General features: G+C 68.8%; 16 protein-coding genes and 9 pseudogenes. 21 read left to right on the top strand and 4 right to left on the bottom strand.

Going from position 1 to position 24,836, the window contains the following annotated elements; all coding sequences use genetic code 11:
* The first annotated feature begins 104 nt into the window (after nt 1-104).
* From KAE78_RS15515 to KAE78_RS15560, 10 genes and pseudogenes are all read left to right on the top strand, one after another.
* Nucleotides 105-959 carry an ABC transporter ATP-binding protein gene (locus KAE78_RS15515; RefSeq protein ID WP_223172785.1) on the top strand — a complete coding sequence of 285 codons (855 nt, stop codon included), beginning with the start codon at nt 105-107 and terminating at the stop codon, nt 957-959.
* Nucleotides 956-1,984, top strand: coding sequence for an aliphatic sulfonate ABC transporter substrate-binding protein (locus tag KAE78_RS15520; protein WP_223172786.1), 1,029 nt, complete (start codon nt 956-958; stop codon nt 1,982-1,984). The genes KAE78_RS15515 and KAE78_RS15520 overlap by 4 nt, the downstream gene beginning before the upstream one ends.
* Nucleotides 1,981-2,792: pseudogene (locus KAE78_RS15525) on the top strand (ABC transporter permease). Before KAE78_RS15520 ends, KAE78_RS15525 begins: the two are co-directional and overlap by 4 nt.
* A pseudogene (gene acs / locus KAE78_RS15530) lies at nt 2,789-4,779 on the top strand (acetate--CoA ligase). The pseudogenes KAE78_RS15525 and acs overlap by 4 nt, the downstream one beginning before the upstream one ends.
* A 7-nt stretch (nt 4,780-4,786) precedes the next feature.
* Nucleotides 4,787-6,090, top strand: a pseudogene (locus KAE78_RS15535) (O-acetylhomoserine aminocarboxypropyltransferase/cysteine synthase family protein).
* The gene (locus KAE78_RS15540) at nt 6,087-6,656 is read left to right on the top strand and encodes a CoA-binding protein (protein WP_223172787.1); all 570 of its coding nucleotides are present in this window, start codon (nt 6,087-6,089) and stop codon (nt 6,654-6,656) included. Before KAE78_RS15535 ends, KAE78_RS15540 begins: the two are co-directional and overlap by 4 nt.
* A gap of 36 nt (nt 6,657-6,692) precedes the next feature.
* The gene (coaE, locus tag KAE78_RS15545) at nt 6,693-7,292 is read left to right on the top strand and encodes a dephospho-CoA kinase (RefSeq protein ID WP_223172788.1); all 600 of its coding nucleotides are present in this window, start codon (nt 6,693-6,695) and stop codon (nt 7,290-7,292) included.
* An 85-nt stretch (nt 7,293-7,377) separates the two neighbouring features.
* Nucleotides 7,378-9,446: pseudogene (gene uvrB, locus KAE78_RS15550) on the top strand (excinuclease ABC subunit UvrB).
* Nucleotides 9,447-9,492: 46 nt separating this feature from the next.
* Nucleotides 9,493-9,932, top strand: a pseudogene (locus tag KAE78_RS15555) (VOC family protein).
* Nucleotides 9,933-9,936: 4 nt separating this feature from the next.
* Nucleotides 9,937-10,281, top strand: a complete 345-nt coding sequence (locus KAE78_RS15560) for a TfoX/Sxy family protein (protein ID WP_223172789.1) — start codon at nt 9,937-9,939, stop codon at nt 10,279-10,281.
* Here the strand turns inward: KAE78_RS15560 and KAE78_RS15565 are convergent.
* Nucleotides 10,265-10,507, bottom strand: coding sequence for a hypothetical protein (locus KAE78_RS15565; protein ID WP_223172790.1), 243 nt, complete (start codon nt 10,505-10,507; stop codon nt 10,265-10,267). The genes KAE78_RS15560 and KAE78_RS15565 overlap by 17 nt on opposite strands.
* Nucleotides 10,508-10,535: 28 nt before the next feature.
* Between KAE78_RS15565 and KAE78_RS15570 the strand changes: the two genes are divergently transcribed.
* The gene (locus tag KAE78_RS15570) at nt 10,536-10,973 is read left to right on the top strand and encodes a MarR family winged helix-turn-helix transcriptional regulator (protein ID WP_223172791.1); all 438 of its coding nucleotides are present in this window, start codon (nt 10,536-10,538) and stop codon (nt 10,971-10,973) included.
* 15 nt (nt 10,974-10,988) lie between these two features.
* Here KAE78_RS15570 and KAE78_RS15575 read toward each other — a convergent pair whose 3' ends face one another.
* Nucleotides 10,989-11,864 carry an SH3 domain-containing protein gene (locus KAE78_RS15575; RefSeq protein ID WP_223172792.1) on the bottom strand — a complete coding sequence of 292 codons (876 nt, stop codon included), beginning with the start codon at nt 11,862-11,864 and terminating at the stop codon, nt 10,989-10,991.
* Nucleotides 11,865-12,128: 264 nt separating this feature from the next.
* Between KAE78_RS15575 and uvrA the strand changes: the two are divergent.
* The 10 genes and pseudogenes from uvrA to KAE78_RS15625 all read left to right on the top strand — a co-directional run bounded on the left by uvrA (nt 12,129) and on the right by KAE78_RS15625 (nt 23,565).
* Nucleotides 12,129-15,058 (top strand): annotated as a pseudogene (uvrA, locus tag KAE78_RS15580) (excinuclease ABC subunit UvrA).
* Nucleotides 15,058-17,022: an excinuclease ABC subunit UvrC gene (gene uvrC / locus KAE78_RS15585; protein WP_223172793.1), complete on the top strand. Its 1,965-nt coding sequence runs from the start codon at nt 15,058-15,060 to the stop codon at nt 17,020-17,022. Before uvrA ends, uvrC begins: the two are co-directional and overlap by 1 nt.
* 24 nt (nt 17,023-17,046) lie before the next feature.
* Nucleotides 17,047-17,918, top strand: a pseudogene (gene rapZ, locus KAE78_RS15590) (RNase adapter RapZ).
* 111 nt (nt 17,919-18,029) lie between these two features.
* Nucleotides 18,030-19,007: a DNA-binding protein WhiA gene (gene whiA, locus KAE78_RS15595; protein WP_223172794.1), complete on the top strand. Its 978-nt coding sequence runs from the start codon at nt 18,030-18,032 to the stop codon at nt 19,005-19,007.
* A gap of 140 nt (nt 19,008-19,147) precedes the next feature.
* On the top strand, nt 19,148-19,774 hold the full coding sequence (locus tag KAE78_RS15600; RefSeq protein WP_223172795.1) for a superoxide dismutase: 627 nt from the start codon (nt 19,148-19,150) through the stop codon (nt 19,772-19,774).
* A 98-nt stretch (nt 19,775-19,872) separates the two neighbouring features.
* Nucleotides 19,873-20,876: pseudogene (gene gap, locus KAE78_RS15605) on the top strand (type I glyceraldehyde-3-phosphate dehydrogenase).
* A 9-nt stretch (nt 20,877-20,885) separates the two neighbouring features.
* Nucleotides 20,886-22,098: pseudogene (locus tag KAE78_RS15610) on the top strand (phosphoglycerate kinase).
* Nucleotides 22,089-22,880: a triose-phosphate isomerase gene (gene tpiA / locus KAE78_RS15615; RefSeq protein ID WP_223172796.1), complete on the top strand. Its 792-nt coding sequence runs from the start codon at nt 22,089-22,091 to the stop codon at nt 22,878-22,880. Before KAE78_RS15610 ends, tpiA begins: the two are co-directional and overlap by 10 nt.
* Before the next feature lie 79 nt (nt 22,881-22,959).
* Nucleotides 22,960-23,208 (top strand): preprotein translocase subunit SecG, encoded by a 249-nt coding sequence (gene secG, locus KAE78_RS15620; protein WP_223172797.1) that lies wholly within the window; start codon nt 22,960-22,962, stop codon nt 23,206-23,208.
* Nucleotides 23,209-23,565 carry an RNA polymerase-binding protein RbpA gene (locus KAE78_RS15625; protein ID WP_223172798.1) on the top strand — a complete coding sequence of 119 codons (357 nt, stop codon included), beginning with the start codon at nt 23,209-23,211 and terminating at the stop codon, nt 23,563-23,565. It begins immediately after the preceding gene.
* A gap of 42 nt (nt 23,566-23,607) precedes the next feature.
* Here the strand turns inward: KAE78_RS15625 and KAE78_RS15630 are convergent, their stop codons facing one another.
* Together KAE78_RS15630 and KAE78_RS15635 are read right to left on the bottom strand one after the other, a co-directional pair.
* Nucleotides 23,608-24,276, bottom strand: coding sequence for a hypothetical protein (locus KAE78_RS15630; RefSeq protein WP_223172799.1), 669 nt, complete (start codon nt 24,274-24,276; stop codon nt 23,608-23,610).
* Complete coding sequence (locus tag KAE78_RS15635) at nt 24,174-24,815, bottom strand: hypothetical protein (protein ID WP_223172800.1); 642 nt, start codon at nt 24,813-24,815, stop codon at nt 24,174-24,176. Before KAE78_RS15635 ends, KAE78_RS15630 begins: the two co-directional genes overlap by 103 nt.
* Nucleotides 24,816-24,836 lie beyond the last annotated feature (21 nt).

Here is a 24,836-nt window from a genome sequence, read left to right on the forward strand (position 1 = left end):
CCGCGTCTCTGGGCGACACGGCGGGAAGGCGGCATCCGCCGGTCGTGTGACAGAACGTTACGCGCGATTTCGTTCGGGGGCACCGTCCTCAGGACGATGGGTTAATGACCTTGACGCTGGAGCCTGCGAGAGACGTGGGCGCCCCCGACGCCGCCAGCCGGGCCGGAGCGGTCCACATCGCGGATGTCGACCGGTCCTTCGCGATGCCGGAGGGCCGGCGCGAGGTCCTTCGTGGCCTGGACCTCACGATCGCCGCGGGCGAGATCGTCGCGATCGTCGGACCGTCCGGATGCGGCAAGTCCACCCTCCTGCGCCTCGTCGGCGGACTGGACACGCCCAGCAAGGGCTCGATCCGTGTTGACGGCACGCCGCTGCGCGACACCGACGAGCGCACCGCGATCGCCTTCCAGGAGCCGCGACTGCTGCCGTGGCGCACGCTCGCCCAGAATGTCGAGCTCGGGCTGCCCCGCGACTATCCGCGTCGTGAGCGGAACGCCCGTGTGCGCGAGCTGCTCGCCCTCGTCGGTCTCGACCACGCCGCCGATCAGCGCCCCCGCGAGGTCTCCGGCGGCATGGCGCAGCGCGCCTCGCTCGCCCGCGCTCTGGCGCGCAACCCCGGCGTCCTTCTCCTGGACGAGCCCTTCGGCGCGCTCGACGCGCTGACCCGCCTGCGGATGCAGGATCTGCTGCTCGACATCCACGCCGCCGAGCCGACCACGGTCATCCTCGTCACCCATGACGTCGAGGAGGCCCTCTATCTCGCCGACCGCGTTCTGCTCCTGCGCACGCTGGTCGCCGAATCGGATGCGGAGGTGCCGTCGATCGCGCGCACCATCACCGTGCCCGGCATCCGACCTCGCGACCGGGCAGACAGTGCCCTCGCGAACCTCCGCGCCGAGCTGCTCGAAGGGCTCGGCGTCGATACCCACCACTACACACTCTCCGAGGAGACCCGATGAGCATCACCCGACGTATCGTTCCCGCGACCGCACTCGCCGGGGCGATGATGCTCGTGGCCACCGGCTGCGTGGCCGGCGAGAACCCCAGCGCGAACCCGGCCGAGCCGAGCGGAGACTGGTCGAGCAGCACGCTGACGCTGGACTGGGCGACCTACAACCCGCTGAGCCTCATCATCCGCGACCAGGGCATCCTCGAAGAGATCGTCGGCGACTCCGTCACGGTCGAGTGGGTGCAGTCGGCCGGCTCCAACAAGGCCAACGAGCTGTTGCGCGCAGGCTCCATCGACGTCGGCTCGACGGCCGGCTCGGCGGCCTTCCTCGCTCGCGCGAACGGCTCGCCGATCAAGGTGATCAACATCTATTCGCAGCCGGAGTGGGCCGCCATCGTCGTGCCCGCCGACAGCGAGATCACCTCGCTCGAGCAGCTCGCCGGCACCTCGATCGCCGCGACGAAGGGCACCGACCCCTACTTCTTCCTGCTCCAGGCGCTGGAGGTCGGCGGGCTGAGCGTCGACGACGTCGAGGTGCAGAACCTGCAGCACGCCGACGGGCGCTCCGCTCTCGAGGGCGGCTCGGTCGACGCCTGGTCGGGCCTCGACCCGATCATGGCCGCCGCAGAGGTGGAGTCCGGAGCGACGCTCATCTACCGCAACGTCGACTTCAACACCTACGGGTTCCTGAACGCGACCGAGGACTTCATCGACAACCACGCCGACCTCGCGCAGGCCGTCGTGGACGCCTACGAGCAGGCCCGTTCCTGGGCGCTGGAGAACCCCGAGGAGACCGCCGCGCTGCTGGCCGAGGTCGCCGGGATCGATCTGGCCGTCGCGACGACCGTCATCGAGGAGCGTTCCAACCTCGACGTCAGCGGCATCCCGGGTGCGGCGCAGGTCGCGGTGCTGGAGAAGATCCTGCCCGTGCTCCTCGCCGACGGCGACGTGCAGGGCGGGCAGGCGGCGCTCGATGACGCGCTCTCGAGCATCGTCCACGCCGAGTTCGCCGAGAAGGCCGTGAACGGCGGATGAGCACGCTCACCGCGGACGCGCCGGTCACCGAGGTGGCGGCTGCGCGTCGCCTCTGGGATCGGCGCGGTCTGCGGATCGCCGGAGGGATCATCCTTCCGGTACTCCTCCTGCTCGTCTGGCACTTGGTCACCGCGAGCGGGCTCGTGCCGCCGTACCGGCTGCCCGCACCCGCATCCGTCTTCGCCGCTGCCATCGACCTGGCCGAGCGGGCCAACTGTGGACGCATATCGCGATCTCGGTGCAGCGCGTCCTGCTCGGCTTCGCCATCGGCTCCGCGATCGGGCTCGCCATCGCCGCCGTTGTCGGCCTCTCGCGCCTGGGCGATGTGCTGCTGAGCCCGACCCTGGCCGCCGTGCGGGCCGTGCCGTCGCTGGCCTGGGTGCCGCTGCTGATCCTGTGGATCGGGATCGGCGAGGAGTCCAAGGTCACGCTCATCGCGATCGGCGCCTTCTTCCCTGTCTACACGACGGTGGCCGCCGCGCTCCGGCATGTGGATCCGCAGCTGGTGGAAGCCGGGCGGTCTTTCAGCCTCAACGGCTGGTCGCTCTTCCGCACCGTGCAGCTGCCCGCGGTCGTTCCCTCGGTGGTGTCGGGGCTGCGCCTCGCCCTCGCTCAGTCCTGGCTCTTCCTCGTGGCGGCCGAGCTCCTGGCCTCGTCGATGGGTCTCGGCTTCCTTCTCGACGACTCGCAGAACAACGGTCGCGTCGACCGCATCCTCCTTGCGATCGTTCTCCTCGCCCTCCTCGGCGCTCTGTCCAACGCCCTCCTCGGGTTCGCCGAGAAGCGCCTGCTGAAGAGGTGGACATGACCGACGAGGCTCGCCTCGTGGAGACCCGCACCTTTCCCGCACCCTCCGGCTTCGCAGCGCAGGCCAACGTCACCGCGGAGGCCTACGCGCGGGCCGCCGCCGATCCGGAGGCGTTCTGGGCCGAGGCCGCGGCGCGCCTCGACTGGCGCGAGGGATGGCACACCGTCAGCGCGTGGGATCCGCCGCAGGGCGAGTCGATCCCGGCCGCACGCTGGTTTCTCGGCGGCACGCTCAATGTCGCCGAGAACTGCGTCGACCGGCATGTCAGGGCCGGCAAGGGCGAAAAGGTCGCGCTCTACTTCGAAGGCGAGCGCGGCGATCGCCTGGCCGTGACCTACGCCGATCTGCAGCGGCGCGTCGCGCAGGCGGCCCACGCGCTGACCGCGCTGGGCGTCGTCGCCGGCGATCGCGTCGTGGTCTACCTGCCTGTGCTCGTCGAGACGGTCGTCATCACCCTCGCCTGTGCGCGGATCGGTGCCGTGCACTCCCTGGTCTTCGGCGGCTTCTCCGCCGAGGCGCTGCGCTTCCGTCTGCAGGACACGGGCGCCAAGCTGCTCGTGACCAGCGACGGACAGTTCCGGCGGGGGAAGGCCACCGAGGTGAAGTCGACGGCGGATGCCGCAGCCGAAGGGCTGGCCGCACTCGAGCACGTCCTCGTGCTGCGCCGGACCGGGCAGGAGGTCCCTGGACGCCGGGACGCGACGTCTGGTGGCACGAGGTCGTCGACACGGCCAGCACCGAGCACGAGGCGCAGGCCTTCGATGCCGAGCATCCGCTGTTCATCATCTACACCTCGGGGACGACCGGCAAGCCGAAGGGTCTCGTGCACACCTCCGGCGGGTATCTCACCCAGGCGAGTTGGGCGCACTGGGCGCACTTCGACGCGAAGCCGGATGACGTGCACTGGTGCACGGCCGACCTCGCCTGGGTGACCGCGCACACCTACGAGATCTACGGGCCGCTCTCCAACGGACTGACCCAGGTGATCTACGAGGGGACGCCCGACAGCCCGCACCGGGAGCGTCATCTCGAGATCATCGAGCGCTACGGGGTCACGGTCTACTACACGGCGCCGACGCTCATCCGCACCTTCATGACCTGGTTCGGCGGCGGCCTGCCCGGGGGCCACGATCTCTCCAGCATCCGACTGCTCGGCACCGTGGGAGAGGCCATCAACCCGGAGGCCTGGATCTGGTTCCACCGCAACTTCGGAGGCGGACAGGTCCCCGTGGTCGACACCTGGTGGCAGTCCGAGACGGGTGCGGCGATGGTCGCACCGCTGCCGGGCGTCACGACGTTGAAGCCGGGCTCGGCCAGCGTGCCTCTGCCCGGGATCGACGTCGCCGTCGTCGACGAAGAGGGGCGCGATGTTCAGCCGGGCCGCTCCGGATCCCTCGTCGTCCGGCGTCCCTGGCCCGGGATGGCGCGGACGGTATGGGGCGATCCGGAGCGCTACCGCGACTCCTACTGGTCGGCCTATGCCGGGCACGGTGCGCACGGGGGCTTCTATCTCGCCGGCGACGGCGCGACGAGGGACGCCGACGGCTACATCTGGGTCCTCGGCCGGCTCGACGACGTCGTGAACGTCTCCGGGCACCGGCTCTCCACGATCGAGATCGAGTCCGCGCTCGTCGCGCACGAGTCGGTCGGCGAGGCGGGGAGCACCGGGGTCTCCGATCCGGTGACCGGCCAGGCCGTCGCGGCGTTCGTCACCCCGGCCGCGCAGGCGGTGCCGGAGCCCGCGGCGCTGAGTGAGCAGGTCGCCCGACAGATCGGGCCCGTCGCCAAGCCGAAGCACGTGATCGTCGTTCCCGATCTTCCCAAGACCCGCTCGGGGAAGATCCTGCGAAGACTGCTGGCGCAGCTGTGGGAGGCTGAGCAGGAGCGTCGCGCGGGACGCACGCCCGCGCCGCTGGGAGACACGACGTCGCTCCAGAACCCCGAGGCCGTCGAGCAGATCGCGCTCGCCCTGAGCAACACACAGTAAGGACACCATGACGGAAGAACACCGATTCGGGTTCCGCACCCGTGCCCTGCACGCCGGCGGGACTCCGGATGCCGTGACGGGCGCGCGCGCCGTGCCGATCTACCAGACCACCTCGTTCGTGTTCGACGACGCGGCCGACGCGGGCAACCTCTTCGCCCTGCAGAAGTACGGCAACATCTACTCGCGCATCGGCAACCCGACCGTCGCCGCCTTCGAGGAGCGACTGGCCTCGCTCGAGGGCGGGATCGGCGCGGTCGCGACCGCCTCGGGGATGAGCGCGGAGTTCATCACCTTCGCGGCCCTCGTCGGGGCCGGCGACCACGTCGTCGCGTCGGCACAGCTCTACGGCGGCACGGTGACGCAGCTGGATGTCACACTGCGCCGTTTCGGCGTCGAGACGACGTTCGTGGCCTCGACCGATCCCGCCGACTACGCGGCGGCGATCCGGCCGGAGACGAAGCTGGTCTACGTCGAGGCGATCGGGAACCCGTCCGGCGAGATCTCCGACATCGAGGGTCTTGCCGCCGTCGCGCACGAGGCCGGCGTGCCCCTCGTCGTCGATGCGACCCTGGCGACGCCCTATCTGACACGTCCGCTCGAACACGGCGCCGACATCGTGATCCACTCGGCGACGAAGTTCCTGGGTGGTCACGGCACCACGCTCGGCGGCGTCGTGATCGAGAAGGGCACGTTCGACTGGTCCAGCGGGCGCTTCCCGCAGATGACCGAGCCGGTGGAGTCGTACGGCGGCATCCGCTGGTGGGACAACTTCGGCGAGTACGGGTTCCTCACCAAGCTCCGCTCGGAGCAGCTGCGTGACATCGGCCCGGCGCTGAGCCCGCAGTCGGCGTTCCAGCTCCTGCAGGGTGTCGAGACCCTTCCGCAGCGGATGGACGCGCACGTCGCGAACGCCCGGATCGTCGCCGAATGGCTCGACTCCGATCCGCGCGTGTCCTATGTCACCTGGGCGGGGCTGGAGAGTCACCCGCACCACGAGCGCGCGAAGAAGTACCTCCCGCTCGGCCCCGGATCGGTCTTCGCCTTCGGCGTGGCCGGCGACGACGGCCGTGCGGCGGCCGAGCGCGTGATCGAGAACCTACAGCTGGCCTCGCACCTGGCCAATATCGGCGACGCGCGGACCCTGGTGATCCACCCCGCCTCGACGACGCACCGTCAGCTCACCGCCGAGCAGCTCGTGGCCGCGGGGCACCCGCCGACCTCATCCGCATCTCGGTCGGTCTCGAAGACTCCGAAGACATCATCTGGGACCTGGATCAGGCCCTCACCGCGGCGACGGGAGCCACACGATGAGCGCGGCGGATCAGGCGGCGGCCTGCGAGATCACCCCACCGGCGGAGGCCTGCGCGCTGCCGGGCGTCGCGGCGACGCCCGGGCGCACCTGGGTCGGTCCGAACCAGGGGGAGCGCTTCGCGCTGCTGCGCCGCTCGCGCTCGGTCGCGATCGTCGGTGCCTCGAACAACCCCGCCCGTGCCTCCTACTTCGTCGCGACCTATCTGCTGTCGAGTTCGCCCTACGACGTCTACTTCGTCAACCCGCGGGCCGACGAGATCCTCGGGCAGCCGGTGTACGCGTCGCTGGCCGATCTGCCGGTCGTCCCCGACATCGTCGACGTGTTCCGGCGCCACGAGGACCTTCCCGGTGTCGCGCAGGAGGCGATCGACGTGGGCGCGAAGACGCTCTGGCTGCAGCTGGGCTCCTGGAACGAGGAGGCGGCGGCCCTTGCCGAAGCGGCCGGGCTCTCGGTCGTCATGGATCGCTGCGTCAAGATCGAGCACGCCCGCTTCCACGGCGGTCTACACCTCGCCGGCTTCGACACGGGCGTGATCAGCTCGAAGAGGCAGGTTCTCGCGCGCTGACAGCGGGTGGCGGCATCCGATGCCAGGATGGAAAGCATGCCTCTGATCGCACTGACCGGCGGGATCGCGTCGGGCAAGTCCACCATCGCCGCTCGCCTGCGCGAGCACGGCGCGGTGATCGTCGACGCGGACGCGATCGTGCGCGACGTGCAGGCTCCGGGCTCTCCGGTGTTGGCCGAGATCGCCCAGGCCTTCGGCGACGACATGGTGACGGATGCCGGCGAGCTGGACCGTGCGGCGCTGGGTGCCCGCGTCTTCGGTGACGACGAGGCGCTCGCGCGGCTCAACGCGATCGTGCATCCCGCCGTGCGTGCGGAGTCGGCGCGGCGTTTCGGGGAGGCGTTCGACGCTGACCCCGAAGCCGTCGTCGTCTATGACGTGCCGCTGCTCGTCGAGGCGCGGGTGGACGACCCCTGGGATCTCATCGTCGTGGCCGACGCCCCGGCCCAGCTGCGCCTCGAGCGTCTGGTCGCCCACCGCGACATGGAGCCGGATGCCGCACAGGCCCGCATCGATGCGCAGGTGTCGGATGCCGCGCGCCGCGCGATCGCGGACGTCGTCGTCGACACCTCGGGAACCCTGGAGGAGACGCTCGCGCAGACCGACGCCCTGTGGGAGCGTCTGCGGCCGCGGTGAGCGACCGACCTCCAGGGCACTCGCGGCGGGATGCGCCGCAGGCGAACTCCGTCCGGATGTCGGATGCGGCGCCTACGCTGGAGTGATGCAGACCACACGCAGCGTGCGACCCTTCGAGGTCGTCAGTGAGTACGCGCCGGCCGGCGACCAGCCGCAGGCGATCTCAGAGCTCGCCGCGCGCATCAACGCGGGCGAGACCGATGTCGTGCTGCTGGGCGCGACCGGCACCGGAAAGTCGGCGACGACGGCCTGGCTCATCGAGCAGGTGCAGCGGCCGACCCTGGTGCTCGCGCACAACAAGACGCTCGCCGCGCAGCTGGCCAACGAGTTCCGCGAGCTCATGCCGCACAACGCGGTCGAGTACTTCGTCTCGTACTACGACTACTACCAGCCCGAGGCCTACGTGCCGCAGACCGACACCTTCATCGAGAAAGACAGCTCGATCAACGCCGAGGTCGAGCGGCTGCGGCACTCGACGACGAACTCGCTGCTCTCGCGGCGCGATGTCGTCGTGGTCTCGACGGTCTCCTGCATCTACGGACTCGGCGCTCCGGAGGAGTACCTGCGGGCGATGGTCGCGCTGCAGGTGGGGGAGCGCTACGACCGCGACGCCCTCATCCGGCAGTTCATCTCGATGCAGTACAACCGCAACGACGTCGACTTCTCCCGCGGCAACTTCCGCGTGCGCGGCGACACGATCGAGATCATCCCGGTCTACGAAGAGCATGCGATCCGCATCGAGCTGTTCGGCGACGAGATCGAGGCGCTGTACTCGCTGCATCCGCTCACCGGCGATGTGATCGCGAAGCTCGATTCGGTGCCGATCTTCCCGGCCTCCCACTATGTGGCGGGGACGGACGTCATCCAGCGGGCGATCGGCACGATCGAGACCGAGCTGGCGGCGAGGCTGTCCGAGCTGGAGCGGCAGGGCAAGCTGCTGGAGGCGCAGCGCCTGCGCATGCGCACGACCTTCGACCTCGAGATGCTGCAGCAGCTCGGCTTCTGCTCCGGCATCGAGAACTACTCGCGACACCTCGACGGTCGCGAGCCCGGCGAGCCGCCGCACACGCTGCTGGACTTCTTCCCCGACGACTTCCTCATGGTCATCGACGAGTCGCACGTGACGGTGCCGCAGATCGGCGCGATGTACGAGGGCGACGCCTCGCGCAAGCGCACGCTCGTCGAGCACGGCTTCCGGCTGCCCAGCGCCCTCGACAACAGGCCGCTGCGCTTCGACGAGTTCAAGAATCGGATCGGCCAGACCGTGTACCTGTCGGCGACACCGGGCAAGTACGAGATGAACATCGCCGACGGCGTGGTCGAGCAGATCATCCGCCCGACGGGCCTGGTCGACCCGAAGATCGTCGTGAAGCCGTCCAAGGGGCAGATCGACGACCTCCTGGAGGAGATCCGCCTGCGGGTCGACCGAGACGAGCGCGTGCTGGTCACGACGCTCACGAAGAAGATGGCCGAGGAGCTCACCGACTTCCTCGGCGAGCACGGGGTGCGCGTGCGCTATCTGCACTCCGACGTCGACACGCTGCGGCGCGTCGAGCTGCTCACGGAGCTGCGGGCCGGCGTCTATGACGTGCTCGTCGGCATCAACCTGCTCCGCGAGGGGCTCGATCTTCCCGAGGTGTCGCTCGTGGCGATCCTCGACGCCGACAAAGAGGGTTCCTGCGTTCGGGCACCTCGCTCATCCAGACGATCGGTCGCGCCGCGCGAAACGTCTCCGGTGAGGTGCACATGTACGCCGACAGGGTGACCGACTCGATGGCGAGTGCGATCGAGGAGACCGAGCGTCGCCGCGAGAAGCAGATCGCCTACAACGAGGCCAACGGCATCGATCCGCAGCCCTTGCGCAAGCGCATCGCCGACATCACCGAGGTGCTCGCCCGCGAGGGCGCCGACACCGCGGAGATGCTGTCGAAGAAGGGCCGGTCGGGCAAGGGCAAGAGCCCGACGCCGCAGTTGCGCCGCGAGGGGATCGCGGCCGAGGGTGCCGAGCAGCTCGAGGCGACGATCGGCGATCTCTCCGCGCAGATGCTCGCCGCCGCCGAAGAGCTGAAGTTCGAGCTCGCCGCGCGCCTGCGCGACGAAGTGCAGGACCTCAAGAAGGAGCTGCGCGCCATGGAGCGCGCCGGACACGCGTAGACGGCGGGTGCGCGTCGGCGAGAGACGCGCGGGCACAGGAGGCGGTATGGAACAGCGACTCACGCTCATCACACTGGGCGTCGCGGATCTCGATCGCGCGATCGGCTTCTACCGTGCTCTCGGGTGGGTGCCGCATCCGGGCTCCGTCGCCGGCGAGGTCGCCTTCTACCAGGCGGGCGGCATGGCGATCGCCCTCTGGTCGCGGGCGTCGCTGGCCGAAGACTCCTGCGTCTCGGATGCCGGCGGTTGGGCGGAGTGACGCTCGCCCACAACGTCCGCTCGAGCGACGAGGTCGACGCCGTGCTCCTCGAGGCGAAGCATGCCGGTGCGCGGATCGGGAGATCTGGCGCTCCGACGCCCTGGGGCGGGTACTCGGGCGTGTTCATCGATCTCGACGGCCACCCCTGGGAGGTGGCCTGGAACCCCGGCTGGCCGCTGGACGCCTCCGGCGCCGTGACGATCGGCGGCGCGGCAGAGGGGGAGTGACGTCGTGAACGAGAAGCGCGCAGAGCTCGCCGACCGCATCCGATCGCTCCTGTCCGACGAGCCGACGTGCGAGCAGAAGCGGATGTTCGGCAGCCTGGCCTTCCTGGTGTACGGCCGGATTGTGGCGGCGGCCTGGGGCGAGGGTGATCTGCTGGTGCGTGTCGATCCCGAGCGCAGCGCCGACCTGTTGCTGAGCGACGGCGTCCGGCAGGCGGAGATGGGCCCGCGGCGGAAGAAGATGGGGCTCGGCTGGCTTGATGTGCCGGCCGAGGTCGTCGCCGACGACGAGCGGCTGCTGTTCTGGATCGATGCCGCCCGTGAGTACGCCGGGCTCAGGGGCAGTGCATGAGCGGTTTCGGCCCGGTGCGATCGAACTCGTGCCGGGACATCGGCGCCCCGCAGAGCGGGCAGGCGCGCTCGGTGCGGTTGGGCTCGGGCTCCGTGTCGTAGGGTCCGACCGAGGCCGGACCGGCCAGGCGGATGAGCCGTGAGTTGAGGTAGCGATACCAGCCGCCCGCGGCCGCGACTCGCGCGCGGAGCGGCGGTCTGTCCGAATCGTTTTGTGCCATGATCATTAGTGTACTAAGCAAGTGAGGGGAGATCATGACGAGTCGCGACGACATGCTCAAGCTCGACAACCAGCTCTGCTTCGCGATCGTGACGGCGGCCCGCAACGTCGTCTCGATCTACCGTCCGGTGCTCGAGCCGCTGCAGCTGACCCATCCTCAGTATCTCGTCATGCTCGCGCTGTGGGAGAAGGCCCCGCGTTCACTGGGCGAACTCGCCGAGGAGCTGGCGATGGAACCGGCGACCCTGTCGCCGATCATCAAGCGGCTCGAGGCGCAGGGGCGCCTGTCGCGAACGCGCCGCGCCGACGACGAGCGGGTGCTCGACATCGGGTTGACGGATGCCGGAACGGCCCTGCGCGAACAGGCGCTGGCCGTTCCGGAGCAGATCATGGCGCGGGTCGGGCTCTCCGTCGCCGAGCTGACGGCGCTCCGCGACGGTCTCGCACCGTTCGCCGGGCGGATGCCGGGCTGAGGCGCGGAGCTCGGCTCAGTACCACCCGCGGCGATCGGAGTGCGAGAGCGCCGCGCAGGGCGTGGAGTAGCGGCTCTTGATGTAGCCGATGCCCCAGGAGATCTGCGTCTCGGCGCTCGTGCGCCAGTCGCTGCCCTTCGACTTCATCTTCGACCCGGGCAGCGCCTGGGGGATGCCATAGGCGCCACTGGGGTTGGCCGCCTTCACGCGCCAGCCCGACTCGCGATTCCAGAGCGTGACGAGACAGGTGTACTGCTTCGTCGACCAGCCTCGCTTGGCCACCGCGGTCTTCGCGTAGGCCTTCGCCTGTGCCGGGGTCGCGATCTTGTTGCTGGCGGCGCCCTTCTTGAGGTTGCTGGTGTGGACCCAGCCCGTCTTGGACTTGTGGGTGACCTTCACCCAGGAGCCCTTGACGCTCTTCGGCGTGAGGGTGATGTTGCGGGGGATGACGCTGACCGCCTTCGCCTTTGTCGTGTTCGACGTGCGGAGGTTGACGGGGGAGGCGGTGTGCATCTTCACGCCCGCCTTCGCGCTCGGTGCGGCGCCCTTCTTGAGGTTGCTGGTGTGGACCCAGCCCGTCTTGGACTTGTGGGTGACCTTCACCCAGGAGCCCTTGACGCTCTTCGGCGTGAGGGTGATGTTGCGGGGGATGACGCTGACCGCCTTCGCCTTTGTCGTGTTCGACGTGCGGAGGTTGACGGGAGAAGCCGTGTGCATCTTCGTGCCCGCCTTCACGGCGGCCGGAGCGACGGCGTTGATCGCCGGAGCGGTGAGGACGGTCGGCGCCGGAGCGGTCGATGCGGCGGCTGCCGGGGCGGCGGCGGTGGCCGCTGAGGAGGCGCCGAGGGTCAGCGCGAGGGCAAGGGTCATGACGAGGGCGCGCCGATTCATATGGCACTCCAATCAGATTCGGGTAGGTGGAGCCGGCTTTCGGGTCCGGGCAACCCGAAGACGAAACCAGCCCACCTTGGGAGAAAGTTGGGTGTTACCTGAACGTTATGAATCACCGCCGCGTGATTCCGCGGCCCAGGAGCAAACTGTGGATTCCCTGGCAGTCGCCGAATCGGGCCGGAATCGGCCGCGATCGGGCCGGAGGAGGAATGCCCTGCGCGAACGGGTGGAGCCAGTGTCGGAGGCCGCTCCTAGACTTGTCTGGTGCCTATCGTCCCCGTACCCACGTCAGGAAAGCTCAGTGTGCGCGGTGCCCGCGTCCACAACCTGAAGAACGTCGACCTCGACATCCCGCGCGACTCCCTGGTCGTGTTCACCGGGCTGTCCGGGTCCGGCAAGTCGAGCCTCGCCTTCGACACGATCTTCGCGGAGGGGCAGCGCCGTTACGTCGAGTCCCTCAGCGCCTACGCGCGTCAGTTCCTGGGGCAGGTCGATCGCCCCGACGTCGACTTCATCGAAGGGCTGAGCCCCGCGGTCTCGATCGATCAGAAGTCGACCAATCGCAATCCGCGCTCGACGGTCGGCACGATCACCGAGATCTACGACTACATGCGTCTGCTGTGGGCGCGCATCGGCGTGCCGCACTGTCCGGAGTGCGGTGAGAAGATCCAGCGTCAGACCGTGCAGCAGATCGCTGATCAGCTCATGGACCTGCCCGATCGCACCCGGTACCAGATCGTCGCCCCGGTCGTCTCGCAGAAGAAGGGCGAGTTCGTCGACCTCTTCCGAGAGCTCGGCGCCAAGGGGTACTCTCGGGCGATCGTCGACGGCGAGCTCATCCAGCTGGCCGAGCCGCCGACGCTGAAGAAGAGCTACAAGCACGACATCGCCGTCGTCGTCGACCGGCTCGTCGCATCCGATGACATCCTCGGGCGCGTGACCGATTCGGTCGAGACGGCGCTGGGGCTGGCGGGGGAGTCGTCCAGGTCAACTTCGTCGACGAAGAGGGCGAGGCGGCCTGGCAGTCCTTCTCCGAGAAGCTGTCCTGCCCGAACGGCCACTCGATCGCGCTGACAGAGATCGAACCTCGCACGTTCTCCTTCAACGCACCCTTCGGCGCTTGTCCCGCGTGCTCGGGCCTCGGCACCCGCATGTCGGTCGACGTCGATCTCATGCTCGGCGACGAGGAGCTCTCCATCCGTGAGGGCGTCATCGTGCCGTGGACCACGCAGGGCAAAGGGCTCTTCCAGTACTACGAACGTCTGCTCGACGGTCTCGCCCGCGACCTCGACTTCTCCCTCGACACCCCATGGAACCAGCTCCCTGACGAGGTGCGCGAGGCGGTGTTGCGCGGTGAGAACTACAAGGTCACCGTCAAGTGGAAGAACCGCTACGGGCGCGAGATGCGTTACGCCTCGGGCTTCGAGGGCGTCGTGCCGTACATCGAGCGGCAGTTCCTGCAGGCCGAGTCCGACAACCAGCGACAGCGGTGGTCGCAGTACCTGCGCGAGGTGCCATGCCCCGTCTGCGAGGGCAACAGGCTCAAGCCCGAGGTGCTCTCGGTGCTCGTGCACGGACACTCGATCTCCGAAGTCTCGCACTTGAGCCTCGCGGATGCCCGCGACTTCATGGAGACGCTGACGCTCACCGAGCGCGAGGCGAAGATCGCGGCGCAGGTGCTCCGCGAGATCAAGCTCCGCCTCGACTTCCTCCTGCAGGTGGGTCTCGCCTACCTCAACCTCAGCCGCTCGGCCGGGTCTCTGTCCGGTGGTGAGGCACAGCGCATCCGCCTCGCGACCCAGATCGGCTCGGGCCTGACCGGCGTGCTCTACGTCCTCGACGAGCCGTCGATCGGCCTGCATCAGCGCGACAACCGCCGGCTCATCGAGACGCTGCTGACGCTGCGCGACCTCGGCAACACGCTCATCGTCGTCGAGCACGACGAAGAGACGATCCAGGCCTCCGACTGGGTCGTCGACATCGGCCCCGGCGCGGGCGTGGGCGGCGGCGAGGTCGTGCACTCCGGGTCCTATGACGCGCTGCTCGGCGAGGACCGCTCGCTCACCGGCGACTATCTCGCCGGACGCCGTGAGATCGCGCTGCCCGCGAAGCGTCGCAAGATCGACAAGAAGCGGATGCTGAGCGTCGTCGGCGCGCGGGAGAACAACCTCAAGGGCGTCGACGTCGACTTCCCGCTCGGCGTGCTCACCGCCGTCACGGGGGTGAGCGGCTCGGGCAAGTCGTCGCTCGTCAACGACATCCTCTACCGTGTGCTCGCGGGGCGTCTCAACGGCGCCCGCACGGTGCCCGGCAAGCACACGAGGGTCACCGGGCTCGACAACCTCGACAAGGTCGTGCACGTCGACCAGGCGCCGATCGGCCGCACCCCGCGGTCGAATCCGGCGACCTACACGGGTGTCTTCGACCGCATCCGCACCCTGTTCAGCGAGACGCCCGAGGCGAAGGTCCGCGGCTATCAGCCGGGGCGATTCAGCTTCAACGTCAAGGGCGGGCGCTGCGAGGCGTGCTCGGGCGACGGCACGATCAAGATCGAGATGAACTTCCTGCCCGATGTGTACGTCGACTGCGAGGTCTGCCACGGCAAGCGCTACAACCGCGACACGCTCGCTGTGCACTACAAGGGCAAGAACATCGCCGAAGTGCTCGAGATGCCGATCGAGGAGGCCGCGGAGTTCTTCGAGCCGATCCAGGCCATCCACCGGTACATGAAGACGCTCGTCGACGTCGGTCTCGGCTATGTGCGCCTGGGCCAGTCCGCCACGACGCTGTCGGGCGGCGAGGCGCAGCGCGTGAAGCTCGCCACCGAGCTCCAGCGCCGCAGCAACGGCCGCAGCATCTACGTGCTCGACGAACCGACGACCGGCCTGCACTTCGAAGACGTGCGCAAACTCCTCGAAGTGCTCGGCGGACTCGTCGACAAGGGCAACACCGTCATCGTGATCGAGCACAACCTCGACGTGATCAAGTCGGCGGACTGGGTCATCGACCTGGGGCCGGAGGGCGGCTCGGGTGGCGGCGAGATCCTCGCCACCGGCACTCCCGAACAGATCGCGAAGGTCGCAGACAGCCACACCGGGCAGTTCCTCGCCGAGGTGCTGCACGGTCGCCGACCCGCCCTGAAGCGGGCGCAGGGGCCGGAGGAGGCGCGCGGGCCGGAGCGATTGGCCAGCTGATGGCCGATCAGCTCGCCTACAAACCGCGTCCCGGAGAGATCCCGACCGATCCCGGCGTGTATCGGTTCCGGGATGCCGACGGGCGTGTGCTCTACGTGGGCAAGGCGAAGAACCTGCGCCAGCGGCTGTCGAACTACTTCGCCCCCCTGCACACGCTGCACGAGCGCACGCGAAGGATGGTGACGACCGCGGCATCCGTCGAGTGGACGGTCGTCGCCACCGACGTCGACTCGCTGCAGCTGGAGTACATGTGGATCAAGGAGTTCGATCCGCCCTTCAACGTCCGGTACAAGGACGACAAGTCCTATCCGTTCCTCGCGGTGACCATGGCCGATGAGGCGCCACGCGTGCTCGTCACCCGCAACCCCAAGATCCGCGGTGCACGCTACTTCGGTCCCTATCCGAAGGTGTGGGCCGTGCACGACACGATCGATCTAATGATCAAGGTCTTCCCGATCCGCACCTGCAGTGACGCGAGCTACCGGCGTGCCATGCAGACCGGACGACCGTGCTTCCCCGGCCAGATCGGAAAGTGCGGCGGACCGTGCTCGATGAAGGTGACGATCGCGGAGCACCGCGCCATGGTCGACGACTTCGTCGCCTTCCTCGCCGGCGGTGACGAGCGCTTCACCCGCGATCTCACGGCGAAGATGAAAGAGGCCTCCGCGGCGATGGACTACGAGTCCGCCGCGAAGTACCGCGACAAGCTCGCCTCGATCGACGCGGTGCTCGGCAAGAGCGCGCTCGTGCTGCCGAACACCGAGGACGCCGACCTCTTCGGCATCGCCGAGGACGAACTGTCGGCGGCCGTGCAGCAGTTCGTCATCCGTGGCGGTCGCGTGCGCGGTGTGCGCGCCTCGACGATCGAGAAGGAGATCGACATGAGCTCGGAGGAGCTCGTGGACCAGATCATCCAGCACGCCTACGGTGAGGCGAGCGGCGTCGAGATCCCGCGCCGGGTCATCGTCCCGACCCTGCCCGAGAACGCCGCCGAGCTCGAACCGTGGCTGAGGGCCCGTCGCGGCACCAAGGTGGAGCTCGCGGTCGCGCAGCGCGGTCAGCGCGCCGAGATCATGCGCACCGCGACGCTGAACGCCCAGCAGGCGCTCCTGCGCCACAAGACCCGCCGCTCCAGCGACTACGTCGCCCGTACCCAGGCGCTCACCGACCTGCAGGAGGCGCTCGGGCTCGAGGAGGCGCCGCTGCGCATCGAGTGCTTCGACATCTCGCACCTCGGTGGCACCAACGTCGTGGCCTCCATGGTGGTCTTCGAAGACGGACTGCCCCGCAAAGACCAGTACCGCTCCTTCGGCATCGCCGAGACCACCGATGACACCGATTCGATGTATCAGGTGCTCATGCGGCGGCTGCGTCACCTCGATGAGCCGGACCCCTCGATCCCCACGCCCGACTCAGAGACCGGATCGGGGGTGGACTCCTCGGGCGCTTCGACAGGCTCAGCGCCCGAGTCCGTGGTCCCCGAGCCTGTCGAAGGGCTCGTCGTCACAGAGCGCCGCCGTCCGCGCTTCGCCTATCCGCCGCAGCTGCTTCTCGTCGACGGCGGGGCTCCGCAGGTCGAGGCGGCCGCGCGTGCGCTGCGGGACGCCGGCCACGAGGAGATCGCCCTGTGCGGCATAGCGAAGCGACTCGAGGAGGTGTGGCTGCCGGGGGAGGAGTATCCGGTGATCCTCCCTCGAACGAGCGAGGCGCTCTACCTGCTGCAGCGCCTGCGCGATGAGGCGCACCGGTTCGCGATCTCCCACCAGCGACGCCGACGCAAGCGCGACATCACCACCGTGCTCTCGGAGGTGCCCGGCCTCGGTCCCGCCCGCATCAAGACGCTGCTGCGGCATTTCGGCTCGGTCACCGCACTGCGGGAGGCCACCGCCGACGAGATCCAGGAGGTGCCCGGCGTCGGTCCCGCACTCGCGGAGGCGGTGCGCGTGCACCTCGCCGATCGGTAGGCTGGAACCGAGTGAGGGAGGGCCATGCCGACGACCGAGAGCGGTGAGTTCCTGATCGTCACGGGGATGTCCGGGGCAGGACGATCCACCGTGGCCAATGCGCTGGAAGACCTCGGCTGGTACGTCGTCGACAACCTGCCGCCCCAGATGCTGCGACCTCTGCTCGATCTGACGAGTCTCGGTGGCGGGACGCTGCCGAAGGTCGCCGCCGTCGTCGACGTGCGCGGGCGGAACCTGTTCAACGACTTCCCCGACGTCGCCCGCACGCTCCGTCAGCGCGGCTCGGTGCGCGTGCTCTTCCTCGACGCCGCCGATGACACGCTCGTGCGCCGCTTCGAGGCGGTGCGTCGCCCGCATCCGCTGCAGGGCGACGGAACGATCGTCGACGGCATCCGGATCGAGCGCGATCGCGTGGCGCCGATCCGGGAGGCAGCCGACATCGTGGTCGACACCTCGGACTTCAACATCCATCAGCTCGCGACGACGGTGTCGGACCTCTTCGCCGAGGAGGGGCGGCCCGGCACCGTCTGACGCTCATGAGCTTCGGGTTCAAGTACGGAACGCCCACGGATGCCGATTTCGTCGCCGACATGCGATTCCTGCCGAACCCCTTCTGGATCGAGGAGCTGCGCGGTCACACGGGCAAGGACGCCGAGGTCAGCGAGTACGTGCTCTCCCGGGAAGGCGCGGCGGAGTTCCTCGACTCCTTCGAGGCCACGCTGCGGCCCGTGCTCGCGGGCTACCAACGGGAGAACAAGAGCCATTCGACGGTCGCCATCGGCTGCACCGGCGGCAAGCACCGATCGGTCGCGATGGTCCAGGAGCTCGCGCGGCGACTGGCGGATGCGGAGGGCGTGGCCGTCAGCATCCGCCACCGGGATCTCGGACGGGAGTAGCGTCATCCGGGGCGAGGGCTGTCTTTTCGGAGCCGAGCAGAGAGTCGAGCGGGAGCCGAGTAGGCTAGTGCTTCGCGTCGGCACACCGGCGCCGAGCGCACAAGGAGTTTCGTGTCACTAACCACCGATGTCAAAGCGGAGCTTGTCAGCATCCGGAACGCCGCGCCCACCGTGCGCGTCGCCGAGGTGACGACGATCCTGCGGTTCGCGGGAGGCCTGCACTCGATCGCCAATCGCGTGGCGGTCGAAGCGGAAGTGGACGCCGAGGCACTGGCACGACGGGTCGTGCGCGACCTCATGGAGATCTACGGCGTGCGCCCGGAGATCGCGCAGGTGCAATCCGGCACCGGGCAGGAGGGCGTCCGCTACGCGGTGCGCGTCATCGCCGCCGGTGAGACCCTCGCGCGTCAGACCGGGCTCCTCGATCAGCGCCGCCGCCCCGTGCGCGGCCTGCCGAACCGTCTCACCACCGGATCGCGAGAGGAGCTCGCCGGTGTCTGGCGAGGTGCCTTCCTCGCGGCGGGCTCGTTGGGGGAGCCGGGCCGTTCGGCCGTCCTCGAGGTGAGCTGCCCGACCTCGGAGGCCGCCATGGCGCTCGTCGGGGCCGCCCATCGCCTGGGCATCGCCGCGAAGGCCCGTGAGGTCCGCGGCACCCCGCGCGTCGTCGTGCGCGAAGGCGAGGCGATCCGCTCGATCCTGAGCATCATTGGTGCGGGCCGGACCGCCGCCGCCTGGGAGGAGCTGCGTCAGCGCCGGGAGGTGCGGGCCGGAGTCAACCGACTCGTGAACTTCGACGACGCCAACCTGCGGCGCTCGGCGCAGGCCGCCGTCGCCGCCTGCGCGCGTGTCGAGCGGGCGCTGGAGATCCTCGGCGAGGAGGCGCCCGATCACCTGCGCATGGCCGGCGAGCTTCGTCTGGCGCATCGCGAGGCGAGCCTGGACGAGCTCGGCCACCATGCGGATCCGCCGTTGACGAAGGACGCGGTGGCCGGCCGCATCCGTCGGCTCCTCGCCATGGCCGACAAGCGCGCGCAGCAGGAGGGCATCCCCGACACCGAGTCGGCCGTGCCCGCCGGCCTCGATGAGTGAGACACAACGTCATAGGGGAATCAACCCGCTGTGCGGCGGCGTTGACGTCAGTAGGATGAAAACCGTCTGCTCCGGACGGCATCTCGGCCTCCGGAGGATCGGCAGGCGCCGCGGCGCGGCGCGGATTGGATGAGAGAGAAATGGCGAATTACACGCTCCCCGAACTGTCCTACGACTACGGCGCTCTCGCACCGCACATCAGCGGCGAGATCATGGAGCTGCATCACAGCAAGCACCACCAGGCGTATGTGACCGGTGCGAACACCGCTCTCGAGCAGCTCGCCGAGGCCCGCGCCAAGGGCGACTTCGCGAACATCAACAAGCTCGAGAAGGACCTCGCCTTCAACCTTGGCGGGCACACCAACCACTCCATCTTCTGGACCAACCTCTCGCCCGAGGGCGGCGACAAGCCCACCGGCGACCTCGAGGCCGCCATCGCCGACCACTTCGGCTCCTTCGACGCCTTCCAGGCCCACTTCACCGCTGCGGCTCTGGGCGTGCAGGGCTCGGGCTGGGCCGGTCTCTTCTGGGACTCGATCGGTGAGAACCTCATCATCCAGCAGTTCTTCGACCAGCAGTCGCAGTTCGCGGCCGGCACCGTGCCGCTCCTGCTCCTGGACGTCTGGGAGCACGCGTACTACCTCGACTACAAGAACGTGCGCGCCGACTACGTGAAGGCGTTCTGGAACATCGCCAACTGGGCGAACGTGCAGGAGCGGTTCGGTAACGCTCGTGTGAAGGCGGCAGGTCTGCTGGTAACGTCATAATCTGAACCGGGCGTCCCGACGGAGTTGTCTCGTCGGGACGCCTTCTGTTTTTATCCCCTCACACAGCGCGCAAGCGCTTGACGAAACAGGAGACCTGAGTGTCTGTAAAGATCGGCATCAACGGCTTCGGCCGCATCGGACGCAACTACTTCCGCGCCGCCCTCGCGCAGGGAGCGGACCTGGAGATCGTCGCGGTCAACGACCTCACCGACAACAAGACCCTCGCGCACCTGCTGAAGTACGACTCGATCACGGGTCGTCTGGATGCAGAGGTGTCGTACGACGACGACAGCATCACCGTCAACGGCAAGGAGATCAAGGCCTTTGCCGAGCGCGACCCCGCGAACCTCCCCTGGGGTGAGCTGGGCGTGGACATCGTGATCGAGTCGACGGGCTTCTTCACCAAGGCGGAGCTCGCGAAGAAGCACCTCGAGGCCGGCGCCAAGAAGGTGCTCATCTCGGCGCCCGCCACCGGCGACGACGCCACGATCGTCATCGGCGTGAACGAGGACACCTACAACCCGGAGACCGACCACATCATCTCCAATGCCTCGTGCACGACGAACTGTCTCGCGCCCCTCGCGAAGGTTTTCAACGACGCCTTCGGCATCGAGACGGGTCTGATGACGACGGTCCACGCGTACACGGCCGATCAGAACCTGCAGGACGGCCCGCACGGCGACCTGCGTCGCGCCCGTGCCGCCGCGGTCAACATCGTCCCCACCTCGACGGGTGCCGCCAAGGCCATCGGTCTCGTGCTGCCGGAGCTCAAGGGCAAGCTCGACGGATTCGCGCTGCGCGTCCCTGTTCCCACCGGCTCGATCACCGACCTGACCGTCACCACCTCTCGCGAGGTGACCGTCGACGAGGTCAAGGCCGTGTACAAGGCCGCCGCCGAGGGGCCGCTCAAGGGCATCCTGAAGTACACCGAGGACGAGATCGTCTCCAGCGACATCGTCACCGACCCGCACTCGTCGATCTTCGACGCGGGTCTGCTGCGCGTCATCGGCAACCAGGTGAAGCTCTCCAGCTGGTACGACAACGAGTGGGCTACTCCAACCGTCTCGTCGACCTCACCGAGTACGTCGCCGAGCGCCTGTAAGCTCGCACCATGACTCTGCGCACCCTCGATTCTCTGGGGTCGCTCGACGGCAAGCGCGTCATCGTCCGGTGTGACCTCAACGTCCCTCTGCGGGACGGGGTCATCACCGACGATGGTCGCGTGCGCGCGTCGCTGCCGACCCTGAACGCCCTGATCAACCAGGGCGCTCGCGTCATCGTCTGCTCGCACCTCGGGCGGCCGGACGGCGCGCCCGATCCGCAGTACAGCCTGGCGCCCGTGGCCCAGCGGCTCTCCGAGCTCCTCGGCAAGCCGGTCGTGTTCGCGCGCGACACCGCGGGCGAGTCGGCGCAGGCCGCGGTCGAGTCCCTGGAGGACGGGGGTGTCGTCGTCGTGGAGAACCTCCGGTTCAACCCGGGCGAGACCTCGAAGGACGACGCGGAGCGCCGCGCCTTCGCCGAGGAGCTCGCCGCACTCGGCGACGCCTTCGTCTCGGACGGCTTCGGCGTCGTGCACCGTCGTCAGGCGAGCGTGTACGAGCTGGCAGAGCTGCTGCCCTCTGCGGCGGGCCTGCTGATCGCCGCCGAGCTCGATGTGCTCGACCGGCTCACCGAGAACCCCGAACGCCCTTACACCGTGGTGCTGGGCGGATCGAAGGTCAGCGACAAGCTGGGCGTGATCTCGCACCTGCTGCCGCGCGTGGACCGGCTTCTCATCGGCGGCGGGATGCTCTTCACGTTCCTCGCGGCGCAGGGCACAAGGTCGCCTCGAGCCTGTTGGAGACGGACCAGCTCGACACCGTGCGCGGATACCTGTCGGATGCCGCAGAGCGCGGCGTCGAGATCGTGCTTCCGACGGATGTCGTCGTGGCGGCGTCCTTCTCCGCCGACGCCGCCCATGAGGTCGCGGCATCCGACGCCATCGAGGACACCGCCTTCGGCGCCTCGGGCATCGGTCTCGACATCGGCCCCGACACGGCGGCCGTCTTCGCGAAGGCGATCCGCGCATCGCGCACGGTGTTCTGGAACGGCCCGATGGGCGTGTTCGAGTTCCCGGCTTTCGCGGCGGGCACCAAGGCCGTCGCCGGGGCGCTCACCGAGGTCGACGGCCTCGGCGTCGTCGGCGGCGGCGATTCCGCGGCGGCCGTGCGCCAGCTCGGTTTCGCGGATGATCAGTTCGGACACATCTCGACGGGCGGGGCGCCAGCCTCGAGTTCCTCGAGGGCAAACGGCTTCCCGGCCTGGAGGTACTCGGATGGCAGTAGCAGCGCGCACCCCGCTCATCGCGGGCAACTGGAAGATGAACCTCGACCACCTGCAGGCGGTCGCGTTCGTGCAGAAACTGCACTGGACGCTCAAGGACGCCAAGCACGAGAGCGAGAGCGTCGAGACGGCGGTGTTCCCGCCGTTCACCGACATCCGCAGCGTCCAGACGCTCATCGACGCCGACAAGATCCCCTTCGCGCTGGGCGCGCAGGACCTCTCCGTGCACGACTCCGGCGCCTACACGGGCGAGGTGTCGGGGGCGTTCCTCGCCAAGCTCGACGCGACGTACGTGATCATCGGGCACTCCGAGCGGCGCGAGTACCACGCCGAGTCGGATGCGGTCGTCGCCGCCAAGGTCAAGGCCGCGCTCAAGCACGGGCTCGTCCCGGTGATCTGCGTCGGTGAGACGGCGGCGGATCTCGAGGAGCACGGAGCCAGCGCGGTGCCCGTGTCGCAGTTGGAGGCGGCACTGGAGGGTGTTCCGGCATCCGCCGACATCGTCGTCGCCTATGAGCCGGTCTGGGCGATCGGCTCGGGCCAGGCCGCGACCCCGCAGCAGGCGCAGGACGTCTGCGCGGCGCTGCGCGGTGTGATCGCCAAGGTGCTCGGCGACGAGGCCGCGGCGCGCACGCGCATCCTCTACGGCGGTTCGGTAAAATCCGCGAACATCGCCAGCTTCATGCGAGAGCCGGATGTCGACGGCGCGCTCGTCGGCGGGGCGAGCCTCGACGCGAACGAGTTCGCCGCCATCATCCGTTTCGAGAAGCACGTCGGCGTCTGACACCGACGGGGAGGTTCGCGCAACCACCTATAATTGGTGGTTACGCGGACCTCCGTCCCAGCGAAAGGCTTCAAACTTCGTGGAAATTCTCGAGTTCGTCCTGCAGGTCGTGCTGGGCATCACCAGCATCCTGCTGACTCTCCTCATCCTCCTGCACAAGGGCCGCGGTGGCGGCTTGTCCGACATGTTCGGCGGTGGCATGACCTCCGCCGTCGGCTCGTCCGGGCTCGCAGAGCGCAACCTCAACCGCTTCACCGTGGTGCTCGCGCTTCTGTGGTTCCTGTCGATCGTCGCGCTCGGACTGATCACGAAATTCCAGGTGATGTAAATGGTGACCGGCGGCAACGCTATTCGCGGCACCCGAGTGGGCTCGGGGCCGATGGGCGAGCAGGATCACGGCTTCCACGCCGACCGCATCGCCGTCTCCTACTGGGATGCGCTCGGCAACGAGACGGTCCGCTACTTCGCGGCAGGGCTGCCTGACGAGGAGATCCCGGAGACGATCGACCACCCGCAGTCGGGCCTCCCGGCCGGCCGCGACAAGGAGAACCCCCCGGAGCTCGCCAAGAACGAGCCCTACAAGACGCACCTCGCCTATGTGAAGGAGCGTCGCACGGAGGACGAGGCCGAGGAGCTCCTCGAAGACGCCCTGCGTCAGCGCCGGGAGCGTCGCGGCCAGAGCTGACCGTCGCACCCGCAAGACCACTGCGCAAGACCTGCCGCCGACTCAGCGGCAGGTCTTCGCCTTGTCGATGATCTCCTGTCGCGGGTACCCGTAGAGCGACACCCCGTTGCCGTCGGCCGTGTGCCCCTGGCTGATCGCCCAGGCCGTCGCCCACTCCTCGTTCGCGTCGCGGTCCTCCCAGTCGAACATCTCGTAGCACTTCGCCGAGATCGCGTGCCCGACCTCGTGGGCGACGAGAGCCCGCATGACGGCCGACGGCCAGTGCTCGGCCACGGAGTTGGACAGCGTGATGGTGGAGAACCCGCCGTGACCGGCGTTCCACGTCGCCAGTCCTCCGGCACTGCCGCCGAGTCCGCGTCCGTTGACGATGCGGTCCCATTCGAAGTCGAGGAGGACACCGCCGGCGATCGATCGGGCGAACTCCTCGACCTGGAGGCGTCTGTTCAACAGAGGGCCGGCCTTCGACGCGAGGATCTTCTCGTGCGAGGCGACGACGGCGGATGCGGCGTCGTCGAGCCCGGCGAAGGCATCGGCCGTCTCGGCATCCGGGCGTGAAGGCTGCGCGAGAACGTGGTCGCGCGCGAGGCGTAAGTCGATGATGTCGGTGTTCAGGGCCGACGGGTGCGCCTCTTCGACCTCCTCGGCGGCATCGGCCGCGGCGTCGAACAGGTCCTCGGTCGCCTCATCGAGCACCTGGAGGCTGAGCTCCATCGATTCCCCGGCCGCGTCCAGCGCCCCTGTGTGCTCCCGCGTCGCCACCGTCGCCTCCTCGAGCGCGCCGGCGCCGGCGAGGAGCTCCCAGGTCCAGACCGGCTTCTCCGGGGTGCGGGGAGCGGCACGGAAGCCGCATCCGCCGCGTCCGAGAACCTGGCACCGGTGTCGTCGAGCGCCGACTCGAAGGCCTCGCGCACCGCGGCGGTGGTGAGCAGCCCGCTGTCGGCCTCGGAGATGAGCGCAGCGGCGTCGAGCACGCCGTCGCTCTCGCGGAGGAAGCGTTCCAGATCGCGGTGCAGGGAGATCGTCTCGGATGCGGAGGCGGAGAACGCCGCCGCCGCCTCGTCATACTGCAGATTGGCCCACAGGTGTCCGCCGCCGATGAGCCCGGCCAGAATCGGCACGGCTGCGACGGTGATCCAGAGTCCGCGTCGCCGCGGTCGGATGCGGGCAGGCGGTGCCGCGGCATCCGTCGTCGCGACGCCGGAGAAGGAGAGGGGGAGCAGATGCCCGCCAGAGCGGTCCGTATCGTTCACCGAATCTCCCACGACGATCTG

Source organism: Microbacterium sp. NIBRBAC000506063 (assembly GCF_017968845.1).
Lineage (GTDB): Bacteria > Actinomycetota > Actinomycetes > Actinomycetales > Microbacteriaceae > Microbacterium.